General features: G+C 40.9%; 16 protein-coding genes. 15 read left to right on the plus strand and 1 reads right to left on the minus strand.

The genetic code is table 11. The features are described from left to right. Nucleotides 1-198: 198 nt before the first annotated feature. From HUK49_RS00010 to HUK49_RS00020, 3 genes are all read left to right on the plus strand, one after another. Nucleotides 199-1,797: an APC family permease gene (locus HUK49_RS00010; protein WP_191912203.1), complete on the plus strand. Its 1,599-nt coding sequence runs from the start codon at nucleotides 199-201 to the stop codon at nucleotides 1,795-1,797. A gap of 120 nt (nucleotides 1,798-1,917) precedes the next feature. Further along, the gene (locus tag HUK49_RS00015; protein WP_102169214.1) at nucleotides 1,918-3,756 is read left to right on the plus strand and encodes an APC family permease; all 1,839 of its coding nucleotides are present in this window, start codon (nucleotides 1,918-1,920) and stop codon (nucleotides 3,754-3,756) included. Nucleotides 3,757-3,867: 111 nt separating this feature from the next. Further along, nucleotides 3,868-4,128, plus strand: coding sequence for a hypothetical protein (locus HUK49_RS00020; RefSeq protein WP_326515684.1), 261 nt, complete (start codon nucleotides 3,868-3,870; stop codon nucleotides 4,126-4,128). Here HUK49_RS00020 and HUK49_RS00025 read toward each other — a convergent pair. Next, complete coding sequence (locus tag HUK49_RS00025; protein ID WP_102169212.1) at nucleotides 4,125-4,766, minus strand: YigZ family protein; 642 nt, start codon at nucleotides 4,764-4,766, stop codon at nucleotides 4,125-4,127. The two genes, HUK49_RS00020 and HUK49_RS00025, sit on opposite strands and share 4 nt — an antisense overlap. Before the next feature lie 64 nt (nucleotides 4,767-4,830). Here HUK49_RS00025 and HUK49_RS00030 point away from each other — a divergent pair, with 64 nt between their 5' ends. The 12 genes from HUK49_RS00030 (at nucleotide 4,831) to trxB (ending at nucleotide 17,042) form a co-directional block, all read left to right on the plus strand. After that, nucleotides 4,831-6,156, plus strand: coding sequence for a DEAD/DEAH box helicase (locus tag HUK49_RS00030; RefSeq protein ID WP_191912204.1), 1,326 nt, complete (start codon nucleotides 4,831-4,833; stop codon nucleotides 6,154-6,156). Next, complete coding sequence (locus tag HUK49_RS00035; RefSeq protein ID WP_191912205.1) at nucleotides 6,149-6,826, plus strand: ComF family protein; 678 nt, start codon at nucleotides 6,149-6,151, stop codon at nucleotides 6,824-6,826. The genes HUK49_RS00030 and HUK49_RS00035 overlap by 8 nt, the downstream gene beginning before the upstream one ends. 133 nt (nucleotides 6,827-6,959) lie before the next feature. Further along, nucleotides 6,960-7,502: a ribosome hibernation-promoting factor, HPF/YfiA family gene (gene hpf, locus HUK49_RS00040; RefSeq protein WP_102169209.1), complete on the plus strand. Its 543-nt coding sequence runs from the start codon at nucleotides 6,960-6,962 to the stop codon at nucleotides 7,500-7,502. A 290-nt stretch (nucleotides 7,503-7,792) separates the two neighbouring features. Next, nucleotides 7,793-10,156, plus strand: a complete 2,364-nt coding sequence (gene secA, locus HUK49_RS00045; protein ID WP_191912206.1) for a preprotein translocase subunit SecA — start codon at nucleotides 7,793-7,795, stop codon at nucleotides 10,154-10,156. A gap of 101 nt (nucleotides 10,157-10,257) precedes the next feature. Beyond that, a protein-coding gene (prfB, locus tag HUK49_RS00050) for a peptide chain release factor 2 (protein WP_413230856.1) occupies nucleotides 10,258-11,374 on the plus strand; the annotation gives its coding sequence in 2 pieces (ribosomal slippage) (nucleotides 10,258-10,329 and nucleotides 10,331-11,374; 1,116 coding nt in all). A 58-nt stretch (nucleotides 11,375-11,432) separates the two neighbouring features. Next, nucleotides 11,433-11,759, plus strand: a complete 327-nt coding sequence (locus tag HUK49_RS00055; protein WP_191911137.1) for a PspC domain-containing protein — start codon at nucleotides 11,433-11,435, stop codon at nucleotides 11,757-11,759. Continuing rightward, complete coding sequence (locus HUK49_RS00060; protein WP_102169205.1) at nucleotides 11,760-12,113, plus strand: phage holin family protein; 354 nt, start codon at nucleotides 11,760-11,762, stop codon at nucleotides 12,111-12,113. Between the two features lie 16 nt (nucleotides 12,114-12,129). Continuing rightward, a complete protein-coding gene (gene hprK, locus HUK49_RS00065) occupies nucleotides 12,130-13,089 on the plus strand; it encodes an HPr(Ser) kinase/phosphatase (RefSeq protein ID WP_040531592.1) in 960 nt (319 codons plus the stop codon). Next, nucleotides 13,082-13,906 (plus strand): prolipoprotein diacylglyceryl transferase, encoded by an 825-nt coding sequence (lgt, locus tag HUK49_RS00070; protein ID WP_191912208.1) that lies wholly within the window; start codon nucleotides 13,082-13,084, stop codon nucleotides 13,904-13,906. The genes hprK and lgt overlap by 8 nt, the downstream gene beginning before the upstream one ends. Nucleotides 13,907-13,931: 25 nt before the next feature. Then, complete coding sequence (locus tag HUK49_RS00075) at nucleotides 13,932-14,948, plus strand: NAD(P)H-dependent glycerol-3-phosphate dehydrogenase (RefSeq protein WP_191912209.1); 1,017 nt, start codon at nucleotides 13,932-13,934, stop codon at nucleotides 14,946-14,948. Nucleotides 14,949-15,012: 64 nt separating this feature from the next. After that, nucleotides 15,013-15,915: a UTP--glucose-1-phosphate uridylyltransferase GalU gene (gene galU, locus HUK49_RS00080; RefSeq protein WP_003717587.1), complete on the plus strand. Its 903-nt coding sequence runs from the start codon at nucleotides 15,013-15,015 to the stop codon at nucleotides 15,913-15,915. Between the two features lie 188 nt (nucleotides 15,916-16,103). Beyond that, on the plus strand, nucleotides 16,104-17,042 hold the full coding sequence (trxB, locus tag HUK49_RS00085) for a thioredoxin-disulfide reductase (RefSeq protein WP_191912210.1): 939 nt from the start codon (nucleotides 16,104-16,106) through the stop codon (nucleotides 17,040-17,042). Nucleotides 17,043-17,155 lie beyond the last annotated feature (113 nt).

The following is a 17,155-nucleotide window of genomic DNA, read 5'->3' on the forward strand; positions in this document are numbered from 1 at the left end:
TCAAATCAATTGGTATCTGAATTCACGGCCACTTAAATGTCTTAATTGGCATACACCAATCGAGATCTTCTTGCTTAATCTACGTCACTAAATTCGTTCAAGTTATTTCTTGCAATCTGCCATTTTAATAATAAAGTGTTAGAGTTAGTGGTATGATTAATTATCTATTCAAAAAAGTAATTAATAGGGGAGAAAAGCATGGACAAGATGAGAGGGCATAAAATAACGTTATTTTCCGCTGTGATGTTAGCCCTAAATTCGTTAATTGGTTCTGGATGGTTATTTGGTGCCGGAACCGCTGCTAAAGTTGCCGGACCAGCGGCCATTATTTCATGGATTATTGGTGCGGTAATTATAATTAGCATTGCATTAACCTATGTTGAATTAGGAGCAATGTTTCCAGAAAGCGGGGGGATGAGTCGCTATGCACAGTATAGTCATGGCTCGCTACTAGGTTTTGTCGCCGCTTGGGCTAACTGGATTTCATTGATTACCCTTGTTCCAATGGAAGCAGTTGCATCAATTCAATATATGAGTTCATGGCCGTGGTCATGGGCTAACTGGACGCATCATTTTGTTAGCGGGGGAAATATTACTTCAATGGGGATGTTTGTCGTATTCATTTTTATGGTAATTTTTACCTTGATTAACTTTTGGTCTGTTAAATTAATGACCCGGTTTACAAATTTGATTTCAGTTTTTAAAATTCTGTTGCCAACTTTAACGATTATTATGCTAATTATCAGCGGCTTTCATACTGAGAATTTTGGTCACAACATTCAGACGTTTATGCCATATGGAAGTCGTTCGATTTTTGAAGCGGCAGCAGTATCAGGGATCATTATGTCCTATGATGCTTTCCAAACAGTTATTAATATGGGTGGTGAAATGGTGAACCCCCATAAGAATATTGTCCGGGGAGTCCTCGCCTCAATGTTGATAACCGCTGCAATTTATATCATGCTTCAAGTAGCATTTATCGGTGCAATTAGTCCTGCGTCACTAGCAAAGAGTGGTTGGCATGGAATTAACTTTGCGTCACCATTTGCTGATATTGCAATTTTGCTGAGTTTGAACTGGTTAGCAATTCTCTTATACATGGATGCGTTTGTTTCACCATTTGGGACAGGAGTTGCGTTTGTGGCAACGGCATCTCGAGCATTGGCCGCAATGACCCATACTGGACACTTGCCAAAATGGCTTGGTCGGTTAGAGCGACGTTATATGATTCCACGGTTTGCTATGGTAGCGGATCTGATTTTAGCCACGATTTTAGTAAATGTCTTCAGAAATTGGAGCTTATTGGCAACGGTCATCACCGGTTCAACTCTGATCGCTTACTTAACCGGGCCAGTAACGGTGATTTCTTTACGGAAAATGGCACCAGACTTAAAACGGCCGTTTGCACCTAATTATATGAAGTGGCTAGCACCGTTTGCATTCGTGGTAACGGGATTGGCAATTTATTGGACAATGTGGCCAACAACAGTTCAGGTAATCTTTGTGATTGCGCTTGGCTTACCGATTTATCTTTACTATGAATGGCGCTATCAAAAGACAAACTGGCGTCAGCAGCTGAGAAGTGCCGCTTGGTTAATTTGTTATATGGTCTTTATTTCCTTAATTTCTTACGCGGGAAGTGAGGGCTTTGGTGGTCAAGATTGGATTCCGTACCCGTTTGATTTCATTGTGATTATCCTTGTCTCCTTATTCTTTTATGTTTGGGCAGTCAACAGTCGAATGACTAAAATAGATCCAGTAGCAAAGAAAGTTAATGAGCGACTTAAAGAAAAATAGACAATCAGTAGTAATTACGTCTTGTTTTAGCGATTGCAAAGTAGTTAAAATAATTGTATTATTGTTCAGTTATCCGAAATCGATTAAACGATTACATTCCATGAATACTGGGAGGATAGTATGTGGCGTTATATTAAACGAGTTTTAATTGGGAAACCTTTGAAAACTTTGGATGAGGGACAAACTCACCTAACTAAATTCAAAGCATTAGCGATGCTGTCATCCGATGCAATTTCGTCAGTTGCTTATGGGCCAGAACAGATCACGACGGTTTTAGTAACCTTATCTGCAATGGCAATGTGGTACTCGATTCCGATTGCCGCAATTGTATTATTGCTGTTATTGGCAATTACTCTTTCGTATCAACAGATTATTCGTGCGTACCCAAGTGGTGGTGGTGCCTATGTTGTTGCCACCCGAAATTGGGGAAGCAATGGTGGACTATTTGCCGGAGGATCGCTTTTGGTTGACTATATGTTAACCGTGGCGGTTTCTACGACATCAGGAGTGGAAGCAATTACTTCTGCAATCCCGGCACTTTACCGGTTCTCAGTTCCAATTGCAATTGTTATCGTTCTCTTAATTATGTTCATGAACTTGCGGGGAATGAGTGAAAGTGCCAATTTCCTGACAATTCCGGTTTACTTTTTCGTAATTATGATTTCTGTAATGATTCTGTGGGGTGCCTATAATATAATCACGGGTCAAGTTCATTACCAAGCACCTGCTGATTATGGAACTCCAGTTACCGGAATGACATTTGTTCTGTTCGTTCGGGCATTCTCTGCTGGTTCATCTTCATTAACCGGGGTTGAAGCGGTAAGTAATGCTGTCCCGAACTTTAATAAACCAAAGGAAAAGAATGCTTCGGTTACTCTAGCAATTATGAGTACGATCCTGGCAATCTTCTTCATTGCAATTATCTTCTACGGCTTTTACTTTGGAATTGTTCCTAATAAACGGACTACCGTGCTTTCGCAAATTGGTCTTGCCGTATTTGGCGGCCATGGGATTGGCTTTTACCTTCTTCAATTATCAACGGCAATGATCCTTGCTGTTGCTGCTAATACAGGGTTTTCTGCTTTCCCAATCCTTGCTTTTAATATGGCAAAGGATAAGTATATGCCCCATGCATTTATGGATCGTGGAGATCGTCTCGGTTATTCTAATGGAATTATCTCGTTGGCGGTTGGCGCAATTATCCTAATTTTGATCTTCCATGGACAAACCAACATGTTGATTCCGCTTTATGCCGTTGGGGTCTTTGTTCCGTTTACACTATCTCAATCTGGGATGATCATTCATTGGTTCCGTGAACGGGAAGGCCTATGGTTAGGGAAGGCGTTTATTAATCTTGTCGGAGCATTAATTTCACTAGCATTAGTTCTTGCATTATTCTGGCAGCACTTTGGCAATGTTTGGCCGTACTTAATTATCATGCCGCTATTGCTTTACATGTTTCATGCAATTCACCGTCACTATATTAAAGTTGCCAAACAATTACGGGTTGCCGAAAAGACAAAGGTGCAGTTACATGATTATGATGGCGCAACTGTCATTGTTTTAGTTGGAAACGTTACGCGAGTTACTCGGGGAGCAATTAACTATGCGCGTTCCATTGGTGATTACGTGATCGCAATGCACGTTTCGTTTGATGAAAATCCAGGCAAAGAGCATAAGACTGCTAATGAATTTAAGGCTGAATTTCCAGATGTTCGTTTTGTTGATATTCATTCATCGTATCGGTCAATTGCTAAGCCAACTTTACGGTTTGTAGATGTAATTGCTAAAAGAGCAGCTGCCCGTAACTATTCAACGACTGTTTTAGTTCCGCAATTTATCCCTAAACACCCATGGCAGCTTGCTCTTCATAACCAGACTAGTGTTCGGCTACGGACGGTTCTTAATTCTCGGCAGAATATTGTTGTTGCAAGCTACAATTATCATTTACATGAGTAGGCGTAAATCGAATAATTTTACTGGTGAATACTAATAAGTTCAGGGACAGTTTTCAATGTTATAAAAAGTTAGCTTGAAATTTCCCGGGAAATTATTTACGGGGTGGATAACGTGAGAAAAAGAAATATCGTCTTGGGCTTGTTGTTCGCTGTTGGTTTATTTTTAATGGGTGGCTTTAGCCTTGACCAATTGGGCTTTCATTCTGATTTGATTGGAATTTTAGGGACCTTTCTCTTAATTGGTTCCTATATTGGCTTTAATTGGTCGAAATTAAAAAGTGGTGATCACAAAACAAGAGTGGTCACCACATGGGTTATTATTCTATTACTGCTTATTGTTATTCTTAATGTAATCGAAACTGTATTAAGCTAGTTAGTAAGATAAGGGATCTCGTGCTCACGCGAGGTTCCTTTTTTGATCGTTAATTGATCGTTAAAACGGTTGATTAGTAACTTAGTGAAAGCGGCGACTTGATCCTCATCAACATAGATGCTTGTTTGAACCGTAGCACCAAATTGTTCATCAGCAACCTCAATCTGATGCTCTTTTAAATAATGGAGGAGGGAATCATGTTGTGCATAACTAACCGTAATTTCAAGGATCGCCTGGGTAACTAATTGGACCAATCCCGCTTTGTGAATCGCGTTGGTGGTGGAGTTGCTATAAGCGCGAATAAGGCCTCCAGCTCCTAGCTTGATTCCGCCAAAATAACGGGTAACAACGGCGACCACGTTATGAATCTTAGCTAATTGAAGTGATTCCAAAATTGGCACACCAGCTGTTCCGCTAGGTTCACCGTTGTCACTTTCTCGTTGAATTTGGTCACGATCGCCGACCATGTAGGCATAGCAGTTATGAGTTGCCTTCCTGTTTTCGGTACTAACCTGGTTAATGAATTGTTGGGCTGCTTCATCGGAGGTTACCCGGGCAATTGAACATATAAAACGAGACTTTTTGATGATCATCTCATTGCTAGTGCTTTTAGAGATAGTGAGAAAGGGTTCTGACATTAATTATTACTCCTTTGGTGAATTCTTGGCTTTTTCCCGTATTAACTTAGTGGGAGGGATCAGAATGGATATTAGTGAATTATACGGGCGGCGAGTATTATGCCCGCAAGTAGAACGATTACCAATTGATGGTTCGCAAATCCAAACTTTACCAACGCTGAAAGTAGGAAAAAAGACAATAACCTGTTTACGTTGCGGGACGATAACAAATAAGCAGCTTACTGCAATGCCTAATCAGCAATACTATTGCCCACAATGCGTTACATTAGGACGGGTGTCAACTCTTGATAAATTTTACCATGTTCCAGAACCAAATCAATTTGAAGTTCCTCAGCGGATTTTAACGTGGGCGGGACAATTATCACCATTGCAGACTAAGGCATCGGTAATGATAAAAGAACGGATGGGTCAACATCGTCATCAGTTGTTATGGGCAGTTACTGGTGCAGGGAAAACAGAAATGATTTTTGCCGGAATTGCTGCAGCGCTGAAACGAGGCGAACGGGTTGCAATTGCATCACCACGGGTTGATGTTTGCCTGGAGCTATACCCTAGGCTCCAGGTGGCTTTTGCTGATTTTTCAATTGCTCTTCTTCACGGGAGAGAGTCACAGAAATATAAGTATCGTCAGCTGACAATTTGCACAACTCACCAGTTGTTACGCTTTTACCATGCCTTTGATAATTTAATTATCGACGAGGTTGATTCTTTTCCGTATGCTGCCAATTCGGCGTTGCTTTTTGCTACTAAGCAGGCAGTTAAGAAGAATGGCGGTATATTGTTTATGACAGCGACTCCTGGTAAAAAGTTGATTCGCCAAATTAACAAGAAAAAATTAATGGTTAGTTATCTTCCACTTCGTTATCACGGCAACCTACTTCCTCAAATCAAGATTTTCTTAACATCTGATTGGCGGAAACAGCTGCAAATAAAGCGACTCCCTAACAAACTCCTGAATGAGTTAATGAAAACACTAGCTAATTACCGGTGTCTTTTGTTTGTTCCGCATGTTTCAGATCTTCAACCAACTTTTTTGTGTTTACAAGAAGCTTTAACTGATAAGAAATTTACTACCGTCCATGCTGCTGATCCCAAACGGCTAGAAAAAGTTCAGCAAATGCGGGAAGGAAAGTATGAATTCTTAATTACTACCTCAATCTTAGAACGGGGGGTTACTTTTCCAGAAATTGACGTTTTTGTTCTTGGTGCTGATGATCCGATCTTCTCATCGTCAGCACTGGTTCAGATTGCAGGACGGGCAGGACGTTCGGTTAGTCGGCCGACCGGTAAAGTGATGTTTTGGATTCAGTCGTACAGTCGTCAAGTCCGGGAAGCCCAGCGACAAATTGCTTATATGAATAGGAAAGGGCGTCGTTTACTTCATGGTTAATTGTCTGCTTTGCAACCGTTCATTAACAAAAAAATTAACGATTAGCGAGATCGTTTTTCCTGGGCCGATTAGGGAGCAGGTAGTTTGTAATGTTTGCTTTCAAAAATTTGATCGTTATTCTAGTAAGGACGTTTGTCGAGGGTGTGGTCGTGAGAATGAGGGGGAGTTATGCGCTGATTGCCAAAGATGGCAGCAACAATATGGGTGGTATTTAAGTCATCGGCCACTTTTTCATTATAACCAGGCAATGAAGGAGTTTATGCAACAGTATAAATTTCAAGGACAGTATCATTTACGAGCGGTTTTTCAGCAATCTTTGCAGACAGTAATTAACCAGATGGATTATGACCTTTTAATTCCGATCCCGGTCACTAATCATACGATGAGAACACGCGGCTTTAATCAGGTAACGGGATTGTTAGAAAATATTCGGTATACAGAATTGATAAAGCATCGTGAAAAGCAGAAAGTAGCTCAATCAAAGAAAGATCGTCAATCACGGCTCAAAGCCAAGCAGCCATTCTTTCTTAATAAAAGGATTAGTTTACAAGGACAACGGATCGTTCTGGTTGATGATATTTATACCACTGGACGGACTTTATATCATGCTGCAGAACTTTGCTACCAGAATGGTTGTAAACGTGTCCAAAGCCTTTCGCTTGCTTGTTAAAAAAATCTAAATATTATCCTGATCCATTTGTTAAATAGTATTAACTACACTATAATATAGTTAAGGATATGAGAAGAGTGGTCCTTCTGATACCAGATCAAGCAAAGTGCTTGAACTGAAAGGAGAAATTACTATGTTAAAGTTCAATATTCGTGGTGAAAATATCGAAGTAACTGATTCAATTCGTGATTATGTGGTAAAACGGATTAATAAGTTACAAAAGTTCTTCGAAGATAACGTAGAAGCAACAGCCCATGTGAACTTAAAAGTTTATCCTAACCGTACTTACAAGGTAGAAGTTACTATTCCATTACCATACCTTACATTACGGGCCGAAGAAACTTCTAATGACATGTACGGTAGTGTTGACCTCGTTACCGATAAGCTTGAACGGCAAATTCGGAAGTACAAGACTAAGGTTAACCGTAAGTCCCGTGAAAAAGGCTTCAAGAACTTAGAATTTGTCCCAACCGATGACGACGCTGAAAGTCAAGATGACTTGAAGATTGTGCGGACAAAGCAAATCTCACTCAAACCAATGGATCCAGAAGAAGCAGTTCTCCAAATGGATATGCTTGGACATGACTTCTTTGTTTTCCAAGATGCTGAAACTGATGGAACCAGCATTGTTTACCGTCGTAAAGATGGCCGTTACGGTTTAATTGAAGCTGAATAATCAAATATTAAGTAGACTGGTGAAAAACCAGTCTTTTTTATTTTTTGGCTAATGCTTTAAGCGATATAGCTAAAAAGTTAAGCTTCCTCAAAATAACAAACTCTCAAGTTGCCCTTGCCGAGAGAATTTGTTATCAAACGGAAGCTTTTTAAGACTTCACGGTTTGCTGGCTCGCACTCTAACCCGAAACGTGTTAGAATATTAAGGTTAGAATATAAATTAAAATTGGCTTGAGTAGCTGCTAAATCTCAAGTTAAAATTTAAAAACGTTAATTAGGAAGGACGCTTTTATGGCTAACATTCTAAAAAAATGGATTGAAAGCGATCGTCGTGAACTGCGACGGATTAATAAGATCGCTAATAAAGTTGAAAAATATGCTAAGCCAATGGCGGCACTATCAGATGATGAATTAAAAGCTAAGACTGATGAGTTTCGTGCACGCTACAAAAAAGGTGAAGATTTGGACCACATGTTACCGGAAGCCTTTGCGGTAGCACGTGAAGGAGCCAAACGAGTCTTAGGGCTTTACCCATTCCATGTTCAAATTATGGGTGGAATTGTTCTTCATGAAGGGAATATTGCCGAAATGAAGACCGGTGAAGGTAAAACATTGACTGCTACCATGCCTGTATACTTAAACGCAATTAGTGGCAAGGGTGTTCACGTTATTACAGTTAACGAATACTTATCAAAACGTGATGCTACTGAAATGGGCCAGCTCTACAATTGGTTGGGCTGCAGTGTTGGTGTCAATAATTCCGAGATGTCGCCCGATCAAAAGCGTGAAGCATATAAAGCTGATATTATGTACTCCACTAATAGTGAGATTGGTTTTGACTATCTTCGTGATAACATGGCCGTTTATAAAGAAGACCAGGTACAACGAGGATTAAACTACGCTCTTGTTGATGAGGTGGATTCAATTTTAATTGATGAAGCGCGGACTCCATTGATTATTTCTGGTCCAGGAACAGGAACATCAAAACTTTATAAGCAAACTGATCGGTTTGTTAAGACGTTAAAGAACGAGGTTGATTATAAGGTCGATCTTGAATCAAAGACGGTTGCCTTAACCGATGAAGGAATTCAAAAAGCTGAAAAGTACTTTAACTTAAAGAATCTGTATGATCCAGAAAACACTGCATTGACCCACCACTTGGATCAAGCATTGCGTGCTAACTACATTATGCTTCTGGATAAGGATTACGTGGTTTCTGATGGTGAAGTTTTGATCGTTGATTCATTTACCGGACGGGTAATGCAAGGACGACGGTTCTCTGATGGTCTTCACCAAGCAATTGAAGCTAAGGAAGGCGTTCAAATTCAAGAAGAGAACAAGACTATGGCTAACATTACTTACCAAAACTTGTTCCGGATGTACAACAAGCTTGCGGGGATGACTGGTACTGCTAAGACTGAGCAAGAAGAATTCCGTGAGATTTATAACATGGAAACAATCACCATCCCAACTAACAAGCCAGTTCAACGGAAAGACGAACCCGACTTGCTTTATCCGACATTACAGAGTAAGTTTGCCGCGGTAGTTAAGCGGATCAAGAGTCTTCACGAAAAGGGACAGCCAATCCTAGTTGGTACTGTGGCTGTTGAAACTTCAGAATACCTTTCCCACTTACTGGATCAAGAACATATTCCGCATGTTGTCTTGAATGCGAAGAACCACGCAAAGGAAGCTGATATCATTAAGAATGCTGGTCAGCGAGGTGCGGTTACAATCGCAACGAACATGGCTGGACGGGGGACTGATATTAAGCTTGGCCCTGGCGTCCGTGAATTAGGCGGACTTGCTGTTATTGGTACCGAACGACATGAATCACGACGGATTGATAACCAGCTGCGGGGACGTTCTGGTCGTCAAGGTGATCCAGGTCTTTCCCAATTCTATCTTTCCCTTGAAGATGACTTGATGAAACGGTTCGGTGGCGACCGGATCAAGGCCTTCTTGGAACGGATGAAAGTTGACGATGATGATGCAGTAATTAAGAGTCGGTTCTTAACCCACCAAGTTGAGTCAGCTCAGAAGCGGGTTGAAGGGAATAACTATGATTCCCGGAAGAACGTTCTTCAATATGATGATGTAATGCGTGAACAACGGGAAATCATCTATAAAGAACGTCAGGAAATTATCACAGAAGATAAGTCATTAAAGTGGGTTCTAATGCCAATCTTTAAGCGGACAATCCAACGAGAAGTCGAACAGCATACTTTAGGCGATCGCAAGGATTGGGATCTTAAAGGAATTATTGATTTCGCAGAAGAAGTCATTGTTAAGCCGGATACAATTACCGTTGCTGACTTGGCAGATAAGTCGCCACGACAAATGGTTGATTTCTTAATGGGATATGCTAAGCAGATCTACAAGGATAAGCAGAAGCAACTTTACGATCCAGCCCAAATGCTTGAATTTGAAAAAGTTGTTCTCTTGCGGGTTGTTGACTCGCACTGGACAGATCATATTGATGTAATGGATCAGTTCCGTCAATCTGTTGGTCTCCGTGGTTATGGTCAGTTGAACCCATTAGTTGAATATCAAACTGCTGGTTACCACATGTTTGAACAAATGATTGCGGATATCGAATACGAAACTACTCGACTCTTTATGAAGTCGCAAATTCGGCAAAATGTTACCCGTTAATCGATAATTAAATAGTGTTAACTATCAAGGTACGGTAGCAGGTGGCCCCAAAGCGGTACCTGTTGCCGTTTTGGTTTAAATTAAATATTGGAGGAACCGTTTTGGAACTTAGTGAAGCAAAGAAAAAAGTAGAAGTAATGCAACAAGAAGTTGCCCGCTTCGGGAGGTCTCTTTGACCTCGATGCTTTAGATGAAAGTATTGCAGAAAATGAACAAAAAATGGCTGAACCTGGTTTTTGGGATGATAATGTTGCAGCACAAAAAGTAATTAATGCAAATAATGAATTAAAGGATAAGCGCGACACATTTGTAAAATTGCGGGACAATATTGGTAATCTGCAAACGTCAATCGAGCTGTTGGAATTAGAACCTGATGATGAGTTACAGAGTGAATTTGAAAAATCGTTTAGTGAAACACAGAAAGAACTAGAGCAATACCGGTTAAATCAGTTGCTTGACGGCGAGTATGATGCGAAAAACGCGATTCTGGAAATTCATCCGGGAGCCGGAGGAACAGAAGCTCAGGACTGGGGAGCAATGTTGTTACGGATGTATGTTCGTTGGGGTGAACAACATGGCTTTAATGTTGAGACTGCAAGCTATGAAGCAGGGGAAGAAGCCGGCATTAAAAGTGTTACCCTGTTAATTAAGGGACATAATGCATTTGGTTACTTAAGAAGTGAAAAGGGTGTTCACCGCCTTGTCCGAATTTCACCATTTGATGCGGCAGGCCGGCGACACACTTCATTTGCCTCGGTTGATGTGATGCCTGAACTTGATGAGAGTGTGAATATTGACATTGATCCTTCCGATCTTCGGGCTGATACTTTTCGTTCAAGCGGGGCTGGTGGTCAGCACATTAATAAGACCGAATCAGCAGTCCGAATTACTCATATTCCTACGGGGATTGTTACTTCTTCTCAAGCAGAACGATCCCAGTTGCAAAATCGGGTAACCGCAATGAACATGTTGAAGTCAAAACTGTATGAATTAGAGGAAGAAAAGAAGGCAAAAAAGCGAGCTGAAATTGAAGGGGAACAGCTTGAAATCGGTTGGGGTTCCCAGATTCGCTCCTATGTCTTCCACCCTTATACTTTAGTTAAGGATAACCGGAGTGGTCATGAGACGCATAATGGACAAGCGGTCATGGATGGTGATCTGGATCCATTTATTAATGCCTATCTTCAATGGAAATTAAGTCAGAAGAATCCTCAGTAAATCTAATTGCAGTTACCGGAAAAACACAGTAAGATTAAGCTATTAGGAGGGATGAACTATGTCAAAAAAGCTAACTCGATCCTACGATGATCGGTGGCTAGCTGGAGTCCTTAGTGGATTTGCTAAGTATTTCAATACTAAGCCGCTTTACTTGCGGATTGCCTATATTCTCTTTACCGCAATTACCGGGATCATTCCTGGAGTTATTGTTTACATTGTTTTACTGGCAATTATCCCACCCGATCCAGCCCATCCCGGAATTGCTGGTCTCTTTAAGACGTTTGCTGATTTAACGTCAACCCCGCAAAAAACGCGGGATTCACAAGGAAGACGGCAATTAACTGATGTTGAAGAGAAAGATATAAAGAAGAATGGACGGTCGTAGATGGAATTTATCAAACGTGTAATAATAGATACAATTCTCTTTATTGCATTAGCCGGTCTCTTTTCGCGGACTGGAATGTTCTATGTCAACAGTGTGGGAACTGCCTTGCTAGCAAGTGCTGTTTTAGCAGTGTTGAATGTGTTAGTAAAACCAATTTTGTTAATACTATCGTTGCCCATTAATGTGCTTACCTTAGGATTGTTTAGTATTGTGATTAACGCCCTGATGTTACAGTTAACATCATCCTTTGTCGGATCATATTATTTTCACTTCTCATCCTTTGGCTCAGCAATGTTGATTGCAATTGTTATGTCGATTTGCAATGTGATTATTTCCGATCACATTAATAATTAGTGAAGGAGTGGAAATAGTGGCAGATCATATTACTGTTAAAGAACTTGTTGATAATGTTCGGTTAAAAGTTTTACAGGGTGAGGAATATCTTCAACGGCCAATTACTACTAGTGATATTTCACGGCCGGCCCTTGAATTCGCTGGTTATTTTAAACACTACCCTGCAATGCGGATTCAATTATTAGGGATTACTGAAACGTCCTTTGCCAAAGATTTAACTCACGAAAAGCGCGAGAAATATTTAACGAAAATGTGTGCCCCTCAGACGCCATGTTTCGTTATTTCAACTAACTTACCGATTCCTGCAGAACTGCAAGTCGCTGCTAAAAATGCTAAAATTCCTATTTTAGGAACCCACCTAACGTCATCACAAATTTTGAGTAACATGACTTCCTATCTCCTTGGGCGACTAGCACCGCGGCAGTCTTTACACGGTGTTCTTGTTGATATTAATGGTGTTGGGGTCTTAATTACTGGTGATTCGGGAGTGGGAAAGAGTGAAACTGCTCTTGAATTAGTTCGTCGGGGTCACCGGTTAGTAGCTGATGACCGGGTGGAAGTTTATGCCCGTGATGAACAAACCCTTGTTGGTAAGGCACCAGCAATTTTAAAGCACCTTATGGAAATTCGGGGTATTGGAATTATTGATGTTTCTACTCTTTATGGGACTGGAGCAATTATGCCAAGTGATGTTATTAACCTGATTGTTCACTTGGAAACGTGGACTCCAGATGTTCAGTTTGACCGGTTAGGCGATCGGGGCGATAAGCAGACAATTCAAGGCGTAATTGTTCCCAAGGTTTCTGTTCCCGTTAAGACTGGGCGGAATTTAGCAATTATCATTGAATCTGCTGCAATGAACTACCGGGCAGAAACAATGGGGTATGATGCCACCAAGACATTCGATGATAATTTGAACCGGTTAATTAAGCAGAATTCTGCACGGGATACAAAGGAAAAGCAAAGCAATGATTAATTTAAGCTTACCGCTTCTGGCACTTAACCCAATTGCCTTCAATCTTGGACCAATTCAAGTTCACTGGTATGGAATTATTATTGCGACTGGAGTTGTTCTCGCGTTAATTCTTTCGGTACGTGAGGGACAACGACGAGGTATCAATGAGGATTATTTCTATGATTACCTTTTATGGGCGTTACCGATTGCGGTTATTTGTGCCCGTTTCTATTACGTTATTTTTCAGTGGGGTTATTATTCACACCATCCTGCAGAAATTATTGCAATTTGGGACGGTGGAATTGCGATCTATGGAGCGATTCTTGGTGGAATCCTCACACTATACTTTTTCTGTCGTGCTCGTCGAATTTCAATGTGGACAATGATGGATGTTATTTCACCAGCGTTGATTATGGCTCAGGGAATTGGTCGCTGGGGAAACTTCATGAATCAAGAAGCATTCGGGGCAATTACTAGCCGTGCAGCATTAATTAGCCAGCATATACCAATGTGGATTATTAACCAAATGGATATTGGAAATCACTATCGCGTACCGACTTTCTTGTATGAGTCGTTATGGGATCTTAGTGGATTTGCCCTATTAATACTGTTGCGTCACCGCCACCACCTATTCAAGCGAGGAGAAGTTTTCTTGACCTATGTTATGTGGTATTCCGTGGGGCGGTTCTTCATTGAAGGAATGCGAACAGATAGTTTAATGATCGGCAATACAATTCGAGTGTCACAAACGTTATCATTAATCTTTTTCGTTGTGGCACTAGTTACCTTAATCGTTAGAAGGCGACGGATAGATCTTCCGTGGTATGTAAATCAATAGTTTAATTTGTTAAAGGAGAAGAATTATGGCTGAACAAATTGCAGTTTTAGGAGCAGGTTCGTGGGGAAGTACATTGGCAAATATGTTGGTTGAAAACGGTCATGACGTTAAGCTGTGGTCACGTAATCAAGAACAGGTTGACCAATTAAATAATGAGCATGTAAATCCTCATTACATGAAGGATCTTGTTTATTCGGACAAGTTAGTGGCAACTTCTGACATGGCAGATGCAGTTAAGGGTGCTCAGGTGATTTTGATTGTTATTCCGACTAAGGGACTTCGCCAGGTAGCGGGCCAACTCAATAAAATTCTGGAGCAGAATAATCAACGGCCATTAATTGTTCATGCCACTAAAGGGTTGGAACAAAATACTTATAAGCGGCCTTCTGAAATGTTAATGGAAGAAATAAATGAAGAAAATCGGCGAGACATTGTTGTATTGTCTGGTCCTAGCCATGCCGAAGATGTTGCAATTAAGGATATGACTGCTGTGACTGCTGCATGCGCTAACATCAATGATGCGGATAAGATTCAGAAGCTTTTTAGCAACAACTACTTCCGGGTTTACACGAATAATGACGTCATTGGTGCGGAATTTGGTGCTGCCCTGAAAAACATTATTGCGATTGGTGCAGGGGCACTTCAGGGACTCGGTTACCATGATAATGCTAGTGCGGCATTAATTACTCGGGGACTTGCTGAAATTCGGCGTCTTGGTGTAGCGTTCGGTGCTAATCCGATGACTTTTATTGGCCTTTCCGGTGTTGGTGACCTTGTCGTTACCGCAACTAGTAAGAACTCACGGAATTGGCGTGCAGGCTATCAATTAGGCCAAGGGAGAAAGCTTGACGATGTAATTGAACATATGGGAATGGTAATCGAAGGAGTATATACTACCAAAGCGGCCCACGAGCTAAGCCTCAAGCGTCAAGTTAAGATGCCAATTACTGATGCCCTATACCGGGTTCTGTATGAGGGTGAGGACATAAAAAACGCAATTTCCCAGCTGATGAGCCGAGATCTTACTTCAGAAATTGAATAAGTATGGTAAAATGCATACAGTAGAGATTGGGAATTAAAAAATCTCATGGAAAGGGTTTATTATTATGAAACGCGTACGTAAAGCAATTATTCCTGCTGCTGGTTTGGGGACTCGTTTTCTTCCAGCAACAAAGGCTTTAGCAAAGGAAATGCTACCAATCGTTGATAAGCCAACGATTCAATTTATTGTTGAAGAAGCTCGGAAGTCTGGGATTGAAGATATTGTTGTTGTTGATGGTAAGAACAAGCGCTCAATCGAAGATCACTTTGATTCTAACCCAGAACTTGAAGATAATTTACGGGCTAAGCATAAGAATGAGATGTTGAAGTTAGTTGAAGAAACAACCGATATTAACATTTACTTCATTCGTCAATCACATCCACGTGGTCTTGGGGATGCCGTCTTAACAGCTCGTGACTTTATTGGTGATGAACCATTTGTTGTAATGTTAGGTGATGATTTGAACAACATTAACAATGATGGTGAACCATTAACTAAGCAATTAATCGAAAGTTACGAACAAACTGGTGCATCAACCCTTGCTGTTATGCGGGTACCACATGAAGATACTGCTAAGTATGGTGTTATTAATCCAAGTAAGGAAGTCACACCAGGTCTCTTTAACGTTACTAGTTTTGTTGAAAAGCCAGATCCAAAGAAAGCACCAAGTGACCTAGCAATCATTGGTCGGTATGTCTTTACTCCAGAAATTTTTGATGTTTTAGCAAAGACTAAGCCTGGTAAGGGTGGCGAAATTCAATTAACTGATGCAATTGATACTCTTAACCAAACTCAACGGGTCTTTGCTCGTGAATACATGGGTGACCGTTATGATGTTGGTAACAAGTTTGGTTGGGTTAAGACTAACATCGAATATGGGTTGAAGCACCCACAAGTTAAGGACGAACTTCGTCAATACATCAAAGAACTTGGCACCAAGTTTGAAGCTGAGGATAAGAAAAAGTAGAACGTGAGCAGGCTTAAAAGAGCCCTAGAGACATAGTAGCAGGTGACCGTTAGACGGAGGTGGCGGTCGCGATGAACTCCTTTAGACACAGTAACAGTATAGAAAAAGTAAGCATAGTGATAGACAATAACAGTGAAACAAGTTATCATGAATAATAATTAAATTGTGTACTAAGGAGGAGCTTTAAAATGGCTAACAAGGACCGTTATGATGTAGTAGTAATTGGTGCCGGACCCGGTGGAATGACTGCGGCAATGTATGCTTCACGGGCTAACTTATCCGTCTTAATGCTCGATCGCGGAATTTATGGCGGTAATTTGAATAATACGGCAACGATCGAAAACTATACTGGTTTTAAGAGTATTAAAGGACCAGAGCTTGCTCAACAGATGTATGATGGTTCGGTTCAGTTTGGTGCTGAATATGCTTATGGAACTGTAACTAAGGTTGAAGTGAATGCTGATGGGACCAAAACAGTTTCCACTGATATGGATGAACAATTTATTGCTAAGGCAATTGTAATCGCAACAGGATCTGAGCAGCGTCACTTAGGAGTTCCTGGTGAAGAAGAATTTAGCGGTCGTGGTGTTTCGTATTGTGCTGTCTGTGATGGTGCTTTCTTTAAGGATAAACCTCTGATCGTTGTTGGTGGTGGTGATTCTGCTGTTGAAGAGGGAATGTACCTTGCTAATTTAGCATCTCAAGTAACAGTTTTAGTTCGTGGTGATAAGCTTCGCGCGCAACCAATGCTCCAAGATGAAGCAAGGAAAAACGATAAAATGAAGTTTATCTTTAATACTAGCGTAACTGAGATTGTCGGTAACGATACAAAGGTTACTGGTGTCAAAACCCACAACAACCAAACTGGTGAAGATGGAACTATGGCTGCAGATGGGATCTTTATTTATGTTGGGAACGTGCCAATGACAAAGCAGTTTACCTCATTAGGTATTCTTGACGATGCAGGGTGGGTTAAGACTGATAACACGATGAAGACAGCAGTTCCTGGGATCTTTGCTGTCGGTGATGTTCGTGACACACCATTACGACAGATTGCAACGGCTGTTGGTGATGGTTCAATCGCCGGACAACAGGTCTACCAATATATTCAATCATTAGAAAAGTAAATAATTTAATCACTGGAGAACGGGAGCATGACAGAAGCTATTTAAAGTATGTGTCATCTCCCTTTTCTTATTTTCTTTTTAATTCTAAAAGGGTATAGTTATGATGAATGAGG

Origin of the sequence: Limosilactobacillus portuensis (assembly GCF_014838735.1) — a bacterium.
In the GTDB taxonomy this organism is placed as follows: domain Bacteria; phylum Bacillota; class Bacilli; order Lactobacillales; family Lactobacillaceae; genus Limosilactobacillus; species Limosilactobacillus portuensis.